The organism is Halovulum marinum, assembly GCF_009697225.1.
In the GTDB taxonomy this organism is placed as follows: Bacteria; Pseudomonadota; Alphaproteobacteria; order Rhodobacterales; family Rhodobacteraceae; genus Halovulum; species Halovulum marinum.
The window spans coordinates 116,984-123,567 of the sequence record NZ_WIND01000012.1 but is presented as its reverse complement, the minus strand read 5'-3'; the positions used below and the strand labels follow the sequence as shown (position 1 = coordinate 123,567).

Here is a 6,584-nt window from a genome sequence, read left to right as displayed (position 1 = left end):
GCGATCAGGATCTCTACAAGATCCTCCTCAGATCGTGCAGAATGAACCCACTCAGACGCTGAGCTGGAATAGACCCTAATTGAATTATACAGGATTCCTTGCGACGCCACGGGGCTTCCTGGGATCCAGGTTCGATTCAGGCCCCGCACCACGATATCTGATCAAGTATTCGATAATCATGCGGTTTTTATCGTTCGGCCGCGTCGGGTCCCACAGGCGCGGGTGCACGGTCACGCGCGAGGAAATGCTCGCAAGAAACGTCTGACGCCCGGCGAGAGGGCCGGGCGAGTGGATGTCAGCCAGGGGCGGTGCCCCGCCAGGACAGCCGGGACGTGGCGGCGAGATAGGCGGCCACGGGCACGACGAGCCATTGCAGGAACGGGGTCAGGCCGGCGCCGATGACCGGGATCACCGGCATGATCTCGCGGTAGGCCCAGGCCTCGCGCACGGTGATGTTCAGCCATTCGCTGAAGATGGTGTAGCCGACGCCCATCACCACCGCGGCGAGCAGCACCGGAGCCCGCCTGCGGCGGGGCCATCCGCCGGAGCCGAAGGCGAACAGCGCCAGGAGCAGCGTGCTGGACGCGATGAGGAGATCGCCGCCCGTGCAGTGCAGGATCGCGAAGGCGATCTCGCCCGCCGTGCCGTCGAGCCAGATCGTGTAGAGCGGGACATGGGCGACCTCCCACAGCAGATGGCCCATGAGGGAGAACAGGAAATAGCGCCGCAGCACGGTCAGCCAGTCCGGCCGGGGTGCAGCGCGTGTCGCGGTGGCCGCGGTCACCGGAACCACCCGATCGCCCGGTCGAGGAGGCCCCCGGGTTCCGGTCGAGGGTGGGCGTTGGTGAGGCCGTTGATGTGCAGGAGGAGGTTGAGGGGCGCGAAGTCGGTGCCGTGAAAGATGGCGACGTGGCGCCCGTCCCGGTCGAAGAGGTGAAGCATCGGCGGCTCTTCGTTTCGTTCGGATCGGGAGGCGAGCCGCGCCTCGAGGACTTCGAGCGCGCCGACCGGTGCCGCGACCGACCAGTTGTCGGCGCCGAGGGTGTCGATGCCGTCCGGACGATCGGCGATCGTGATGAAGCGGACCATCTCGCGCATCGGGCTGGCGTTGAGCGACGCCACCGTCTGCGCAAGCCGATCGTGCTGCGCCCGGCACGGCGCGAGGCAGCCGCTCGGCCGCAAATTCACCACCACGATCTGTCCCGCAAGATCCGCGAGATCGAACTGCTGCCCGTCCGCGCCGACGAGGTCCAGATCGGGCGCGGGGCCGGAGATCGCCTCGAAGGCGGGCTCCTTTCCGGCGGTGACCTCGTCGAGCCGTTCGCCCGGGTGACCCGCCAGCGCCGGGACGGCGAGCACGGCCATGATCATGGCGATGGGAATGAGGCGTTGCATCGGGTTCGCACCTTTTTCTAGATCCGCCGCTCGATTTCCCGGGCCAGATCCTCGGGGGGCTGGTCGCCTTCCAGGAACACGGCCTCGAAGCGACCGTCGGGCCGCATCAGGTAGATATGGCCGGCATGCGCCATGCGATATCCGTCGGCTGCCTCCGCGTCCGGCAGCCGCTCGTGATAGACCTTGAAGGCTTGCGCCGCGGCCGCGACCTGCTCCTCGCTGCCGGTCAGCCCGACGAGATCGGGGTGAAAGTTCGCGACGTAGTCGGCCATGACCTCGGGGGTGTCGCGCTCCGGGTCCACGGTGATGAAAAGCGGCGCGACCTGGCTTGCGTCCTCGCCCAGAAGGTCGAGCGCGGTGGCCATGTACGCCAGCGTGGTCGGGCAGACATCGGGGCAGTTGGTGAAGCCGAAGAACACGAGCTGCCAGCGGCCGGCATAGGCGGCCTCGGTCACCGGGCGCCCGGTATGGTCGACAAGCGCGAAGTCGGAGCGGATATCGGCCTCGCCGCTATGGGCCACCCCCGCGGGCGCGGAGGGATCGCGCAGGACGAGCAGCCCCGCGGTGGCGATGGCGAAGACGCCGGCTCCGCTCCAGAGGACGAGGCGCAGCCGTCTGTGAAAGTCGTGGGAGATGGGCATCTGTCTGTCCCTGTGGTTGGCCCGCCCGGCCGGACCCGGGCGAGCCTTGGTTCAGCCCTGATCGGCCTCGTCGCCGTGTTCCGGCATGCGGGTGTTCATGGTTTCCATCATCTCCGTGCAGGCCTGCATGTGCTTCATCATCGTCATCATCTGCATCATCATCGGCATCATGTCTTCCATGCCTTCCATGCCTTCCATGCCTTCCATCCCGGGCATGTCGCCGCCCATCATGCGGCCGTCTTCCGTCGTCGTCTCCTGCGTATCCGCCGGGGCGGTGTCCTGGGCGTGGGCCAAGGAGCCGAGCGCGAGCAGGGAGAGGGCGACGGCGCCGCCGAACGTGGTGGTGGTCTTCATGACGTGTCCTTTCGCAACGGGTTTCTGTCGGTCGAGGCGTCCGGCTTGGCTGCCGGATCGGCCTTGTTGGCGCAGGCGGACGAGCCCCCGCGCATGCACAGCCCCAGCGCGCACATTGCGGCGCAGGGGGCCAGGGCGAGGATCAGGGGGGCAGCGCCGACGGCGGTGAGCCACCCCCAGTTCAGGACCATGCCGGCGCCGATGACGGCGACGGCCAGCACCATCCAGGCGCGCCGCCCGAAGACGGGGAAGCGGCGGACGGAAGGCGTCCCGGTCGCAAGCTTCGCGCGCTCGTTCATGCGCCGCCCTCCGACTGGAGCCGGCGCACGACCGGCAGGATCTCCTGTTCGAGCGCGCGGCGGTCGAAGGCGCCGACATGCTTGTAGGCGATCCGCCCCTGCGCATTGATGACGAAGGTCTCCGGCAGCCCGTACACCCCCCAGTCGATGGACACGCGTCCCGAGCGGTCGGCGCCGATGCGGGTATAGGGATCGCCGGTCTCGTCGAGGAAGGCGAGCGCCGCCTCCGGCGCGTCCTTGTAGTTGATGCCGTGGATCGGGACCGTGTCCTGGGCGGCCAGTTCGACCAGCAGCGGCATCTCGACCCGGCAGGGCACGCACCACGAGGCCCAGACGTTGACGATCGACACCTCGCCCTGCAGATCGGCCGAGGACAGCCCGTCATCGCGTCCCTCGATGGGCGGAAGGTCGAACGCGGGCACCGCGCGGTCGATCAGGGCCGATGGCAGCCGGTCGTCGGCGTTCATGAGGCCCCAGTAGAACGCCGCCGCGAGCGCCGCGAACAGCGCCGCCGGGAGGAGCACCAGTGCCCGGCCGCGGAACCGCCTGCGCGGGGCCTGTTCCGCGGCGTTCATGGCGTGCCCTCGGCCCCGGCCGAGACCCTGGCCTGGAACTCGCGCGCGCGCTCGGACCAGCTGGTCTTGATATAGGCCAGCACCGCCTTGATCTCGGCGTCGCTCAGCAGGTCCTCGAAGGCCGGCATGTCGCTCTCGTACCCGGGCACGATCGCGCCGACGCCACGCTTGGTGATGGTGAACAGGTCGCGGTCGGCGTGGTGCCAGGTGTGGCCGCTTTCGTCATGCGGCGGCGCGGGCATGCGCCCGTCCTCGGTCCGGCGGCGCCAGTCGGGCTGGCCCTCGAGCTGCGCGCCGTGGCAGGCGGCGCAGCTTTCGGCATAGATCGCGCCGCCCTGTTCGACCATGTCGGCGGTGACCGGTTCCCCAAGGATGGAGAGCCCGGCGATCTCCGCCGGGGCCGCTGCCTCCGGGTCCTCCTTCAACAGCCCCTGCGCCACCGCCGCGATCGCGGCGGCGCCAAGCAGGCCGAAGCCGAGGCCGATGGCCAGCCCGCGTCTCATCGCGCGCTCCCGAGGAACCTGACCGGCGCCATCGGGCCCGGCACCAGCAGCGTCAGCCCCGGCAGCAGGGCGAGGCCGCCCCCGGCCATCATCACGCCCGTCATCGACATCATGCCCTCCATGCCGTCACTCATTCGAAAACACCGTCACCTCGTCGCCCGCGAAGGCGTAGATCTTGAGCGCGCCGCTCTTGCCGCGCATGCCGGGGGCGTTCATCGGCATGCCGGGCAGGGTGATGCCGGTGACCTCGGGGCGCTCGTCGGTCAGCCGCGCCACGATCTCGGCCGGGACCAGCCCGCTGACATAATAGCCGTCGACCTGCGCGAGATGGCAGCCGAGGCCGCGTTCGGGCACGCCCGCCGCTATCGAACGCTTGTCGAAGGCGCGGTCGTCGATCCGGGTCACCTGGTAGCCGTTTTCCTCCATGTAGTCGGCATAGACGTCGCAGCAGCCGCAGTTCGGATCGCGCCAGATCGTCATCTGCCGATCGGCGGGAACGGTGGCCTCGGCCGGCGTGACCGCCGCGTTGCCGGATGCCGCGTTGTCCGATTCGGCGGCGGTGAAGGTGGCGATGCCGATGGCCGAGACAGCGGCCAGCACAAGGGCGGTTCCGGTGAGAAGCTTGCGGTTCATGTCAGCTATCCTTGGAAAGATCGAAGGGGGTCCAGTCGGTGCCGCCATCGCGCGAGACGCGCAGGCCGGCGGCATCGGCGGCGATCACGTGCAGCGGATCGGCGGGATCGACGGCGAGCGCGGTGAGGGGGGCGGAGGCGGTTCGCGCCCAGTTCACCCCCGCATCCACCGACAGCCACAGCCCCGACGGCAGCGCCGCGAGAAGGCGCTCGGGCGCGTCGGGGGCGAGGGCGAGGATCTCGACCGGCTCGCCCTCGGGAAGCGAGGCGGCGGCCTCGGGGACGTCGCCGGCAACGAGTGCGTCCAGCGCGTCGCCCGCGACCACGTCCTGCCAGCGGCAGAAGCAGTCCGGCACCCGCGTCAGCCCGGCCCGCGTCCCCGCATAGAGCCAGATGCCGCCCATTCCGGTCTCGTGGGCCACGGAGACGAGGCTGAGCACGTCATGTTCCGCGCCGGCAAGATAGGGGCGGTCCATGACGAAGGCCCAGGTCTGGCCGCCATCCTCGCTGCGCCACAGCCCGTCGCCTTCGACCGCGGCATAGATCGTGTCGGGCGCCTGCGCGGCCACCGCGATCGAAAGCATCGCCGCGCCGGGCAGCCCGGCATCGGCCCTGGTCCAGCTTTGCCCGCCGTCGTTGCTGCGGCGCAGGGCGCCGTCCCGCCATCCGGCGAGGATCGTGCCCGGGCGGTCCGGATGGGTGGCGAGGGCGGCCGGATTCGCCGAAACGTCGAGCCGGGTCCAGGTGCCGGTCTCGCGGCGCAGCAGGCCGTCCGGCGTGGCGGCGAGGATGGCGGGGCCGTCGAAGGCCAGCGCGGTGACGGCGCCCTGGGGGGCGATCCCCGGGGCCGGTCGGGCGAGCCCCGGGGCGAGAAGCGTCGTGCCCAGCACGGCGAGGCCGGAGGACAGGACGCGACGGCGCGACAGTGCGCGTGCGGTATTGGCGGTCATGGCGAGTATCCCGAGAAGGAGAAGGTCGGTTCAGCGCCTGCCTGCCGAGATCGGGCAGGCATGGCGAGACCGGGCCGTCACCTGCGCGGTGCGGCCGGTCAGCTCAGGATGGTGGCTCGTGGTGGCGCGGGATCGAAGCCCGGCTGGCGTGTTCGCACCGTCGCGTCCGCTGGCCAGACAAGACCGGTCGCGGCGACAATCTGCGGCACGGCTGCCGTGGACGTCGCGGTGAACAGCAGCGGCACGGTGCAGTCGAGGTCGCAGACCACCTGCTCGTCGGTATCCTGTGGGCAGGCGGGGCAGACTTCGTCCTGCCGTTCCACGGCAGGGGTGGCCGCCATGTCGATCGACATTTGCGCGCTGGCGACCTCATGCATCAGCACACCGGCCGTGAGGACCAGCGACAGGAAGAACGTGGCAAGGCGGACCCAGAGTCGCATGAAGCCGATCTAAGACCGGGCGCGGCACCTGTCTACCGGGCAATGGATAAATTCGCTCACGAAACCGTCATTCCTGCGGCTTTTTCGCCGAGGGGCGGGCCGGCCGGGAACTTCGCGATGCCTTGTGTGTTCCTCTCCGCACTCAACAGAGGAGTGGAACATGCAAGTTCAGGACATCATGACGAGCAATCCCGCCTGCTGCGGTGGGAACACCACCATCCAGGAGGCCGCGAAGCTGATGGCCGAGCGTTCCATAGGGGCGCTGCCGGTGCTCGACGACGCGGGTGCGCCGGTGGGCATCGTCACGGATCGCGACATCTGCTGCGGCGCGGTCGCGGAGGGCAAATCCGGCGATACGGCCGTGTCCGAGGTCATGTCGACGGACGTGCTGACCACCTCGCCCGAGGAGGATGTCTCTTCCTGCTGCGACAAGATGGAAGAGCGCCAGGTGCGCCGCGCCGTGGTGACCGACGAAGACGGCAAGTGCTGCGGAATGCTGGCGCAGGCCGACGTCGCGCGCGATGCGCAGGGCGCGGAAACCGCCGAACTCGTGCAGAAGGTCTCGCAACCGGACGGCCGTTCCGGTTGCTGCTGACCGGAAGGGTGGAGCGCCGCGACGTGCCCCACCCTTTTCCGGCCGCCGTGGCGACGGGCTGACCCGTCAGCCCGTGCCGGGAGTTGACGCGGCCAGGAACCCTGACAGGTATTGGCGGGCCACGGCACAGGGAGGCTTGGATGATGGATGGCGGCACGATGGGCACCGGACTGATGTTCGGCATGGGGATCTGGGGGCTT

The 6,584-nt window shown here is 69.5% G+C and carries 12 protein-coding genes; 1 reads left to right on the top strand and 11 read right to left on the bottom strand.

Annotated elements, in window-relative coordinates; translation table 11 throughout:
• Positions 1 to 295: 295 nt before the first annotated feature.
• The 11 genes from GE300_RS14600 to GE300_RS14550 all read right to left on the bottom strand — a co-directional run bounded on the left by GE300_RS14600 (position 296) and on the right by GE300_RS14550 (position 5,789).
• A complete protein-coding gene (locus tag GE300_RS14600; protein ID WP_325063252.1) occupies positions 296 to 784 on the bottom strand; it encodes a hypothetical protein in 489 nt (162 codons plus the stop codon).
• Positions 781 to 1,395: a TlpA family protein disulfide reductase gene (locus GE300_RS14595; RefSeq protein WP_154447329.1), complete on the bottom strand. Its 615-nt coding sequence runs from the start codon at positions 1,393 to 1,395 to the stop codon at positions 781 to 783. Before GE300_RS14595 ends, GE300_RS14600 begins: the two co-directional genes overlap by 4 nt.
• 17 nt (positions 1,396 to 1,412) lie before the next feature.
• Positions 1,413 to 2,036, bottom strand: coding sequence for an SCO family protein (locus tag GE300_RS14590; RefSeq protein ID WP_154447327.1), 624 nt, complete (start codon positions 2,034 to 2,036; stop codon positions 1,413 to 1,415).
• 51 nt (positions 2,037 to 2,087) lie between these two features.
• Positions 2,088 to 2,390: a hypothetical protein gene (locus GE300_RS14585; protein ID WP_154447326.1), complete on the bottom strand. Its 303-nt coding sequence runs from the start codon at positions 2,388 to 2,390 to the stop codon at positions 2,088 to 2,090.
• Positions 2,387 to 2,689 (bottom strand): hypothetical protein, encoded by a 303-nt coding sequence (locus tag GE300_RS14580; RefSeq protein WP_154447324.1) that lies wholly within the window; start codon positions 2,687 to 2,689, stop codon positions 2,387 to 2,389. The genes GE300_RS14585 and GE300_RS14580 overlap by 4 nt, the downstream gene beginning before the upstream one ends.
• The gene (locus tag GE300_RS14575) at positions 2,686 to 3,264 is read right to left on the bottom strand and encodes a DsbE family thiol:disulfide interchange protein (RefSeq protein ID WP_154447322.1); all 579 of its coding nucleotides are present in this window, start codon (positions 3,262 to 3,264) and stop codon (positions 2,686 to 2,688) included. The genes GE300_RS14580 and GE300_RS14575 overlap by 4 nt, the downstream gene beginning before the upstream one ends.
• Positions 3,261 to 3,767, bottom strand: a complete 507-nt coding sequence (locus GE300_RS14570) for a c-type cytochrome (RefSeq protein ID WP_154447320.1) — start codon at positions 3,765 to 3,767, stop codon at positions 3,261 to 3,263. The genes GE300_RS14575 and GE300_RS14570 overlap by 4 nt, the downstream gene beginning before the upstream one ends.
• Positions 3,764 to 3,901 carry a hypothetical protein gene (locus GE300_RS14565; RefSeq protein ID WP_154447318.1) on the bottom strand — a complete coding sequence of 46 codons (138 nt, stop codon included), beginning with the start codon at positions 3,899 to 3,901 and terminating at the stop codon, positions 3,764 to 3,766. The genes GE300_RS14570 and GE300_RS14565 overlap by 4 nt, the downstream gene beginning before the upstream one ends.
• On the bottom strand, positions 3,894 to 4,400 hold the full coding sequence (locus GE300_RS14560) for a DUF411 domain-containing protein (protein ID WP_154447316.1): 507 nt from the start codon (positions 4,398 to 4,400) through the stop codon (positions 3,894 to 3,896). The genes GE300_RS14565 and GE300_RS14560 overlap by 8 nt, the downstream gene beginning before the upstream one ends.
• Before the next feature lies 1 nt (position 4,401).
• On the bottom strand, positions 4,402 to 5,349 hold the full coding sequence (locus tag GE300_RS14555; protein ID WP_233417041.1) for a beta propeller repeat protein: 948 nt from the start codon (positions 5,347 to 5,349) through the stop codon (positions 4,402 to 4,404).
• A 98-nt stretch (positions 5,350 to 5,447) separates the two neighbouring features.
• Positions 5,448 to 5,789 carry a hypothetical protein gene (locus tag GE300_RS14550; RefSeq protein WP_154447314.1) on the bottom strand — a complete coding sequence of 114 codons (342 nt, stop codon included), beginning with the start codon at positions 5,787 to 5,789 and terminating at the stop codon, positions 5,448 to 5,450.
• Positions 5,790 to 5,949: 160 nt separating this feature from the next.
• Between GE300_RS14550 and GE300_RS14545 the strand changes: the two genes are divergently transcribed.
• Entirely contained in the window at positions 5,950 to 6,384 is a 435-nt protein-coding gene (locus GE300_RS14545; RefSeq protein ID WP_154447312.1) for a CBS domain-containing protein, read from the top strand.
• Positions 6,385 to 6,584 lie beyond the last annotated feature (200 nt).

Bases quoted from the DNA above. Each gene is read 5' to 3' on its own strand.
- GE300_RS14565 (WP_154447318.1), bottom strand. From the start codon at position 3,901: ATGAGTGACGGCATGGAGGGCATGATGTCGATGACGGGCGTGATGATG.
- GE300_RS14570 (WP_154447320.1), bottom strand. From the start codon at position 3,767: ATGAGACGCGGGCTGGCCATCGGCCTCGGCTTCGGCCTGCTTGGCGCC.
- GE300_RS14545 (WP_154447312.1), top strand. From the start codon at position 5,950: ATGCAAGTTCAGGACATCATGACGAGCAATCCCGCCTGCTGCGGTGGG.
- GE300_RS14575 (WP_154447322.1), bottom strand. From the start codon at position 3,264: ATGAACGCCGCGGAACAGGCCCCGCGCAGGCGGTTCCGCGGCCGGGCA.
- GE300_RS14550 (WP_154447314.1), bottom strand. From the start codon at position 5,789: ATGCGACTCTGGGTCCGCCTTGCCACGTTCTTCCTGTCGCTGGTCCTC.
- GE300_RS14585 (WP_154447326.1), bottom strand. From the start codon at position 2,390: ATGAAGACCACCACCACGTTCGGCGGCGCCGTCGCCCTCTCCCTGCTC.
- GE300_RS14555 (WP_233417041.1), bottom strand. From the start codon at position 5,349: ATGACCGCCAATACCGCACGCGCACTGTCGCGCCGTCGCGTCCTGTCC.
- GE300_RS14595 (WP_154447329.1), bottom strand. From the start codon at position 1,395: ATGCAACGCCTCATTCCCATCGCCATGATCATGGCCGTGCTCGCCGTC.
- GE300_RS14560 (WP_154447316.1), bottom strand. From the start codon at position 4,400: ATGAACCGCAAGCTTCTCACCGGAACCGCCCTTGTGCTGGCCGCTGTC.
- GE300_RS14590 (WP_154447327.1), bottom strand. From the start codon at position 2,036: ATGCCCATCTCCCACGACTTTCACAGACGGCTGCGCCTCGTCCTCTGG.
- GE300_RS14580 (WP_154447324.1), bottom strand. From the start codon at position 2,689: ATGAACGAGCGCGCGAAGCTTGCGACCGGGACGCCTTCCGTCCGCCGC.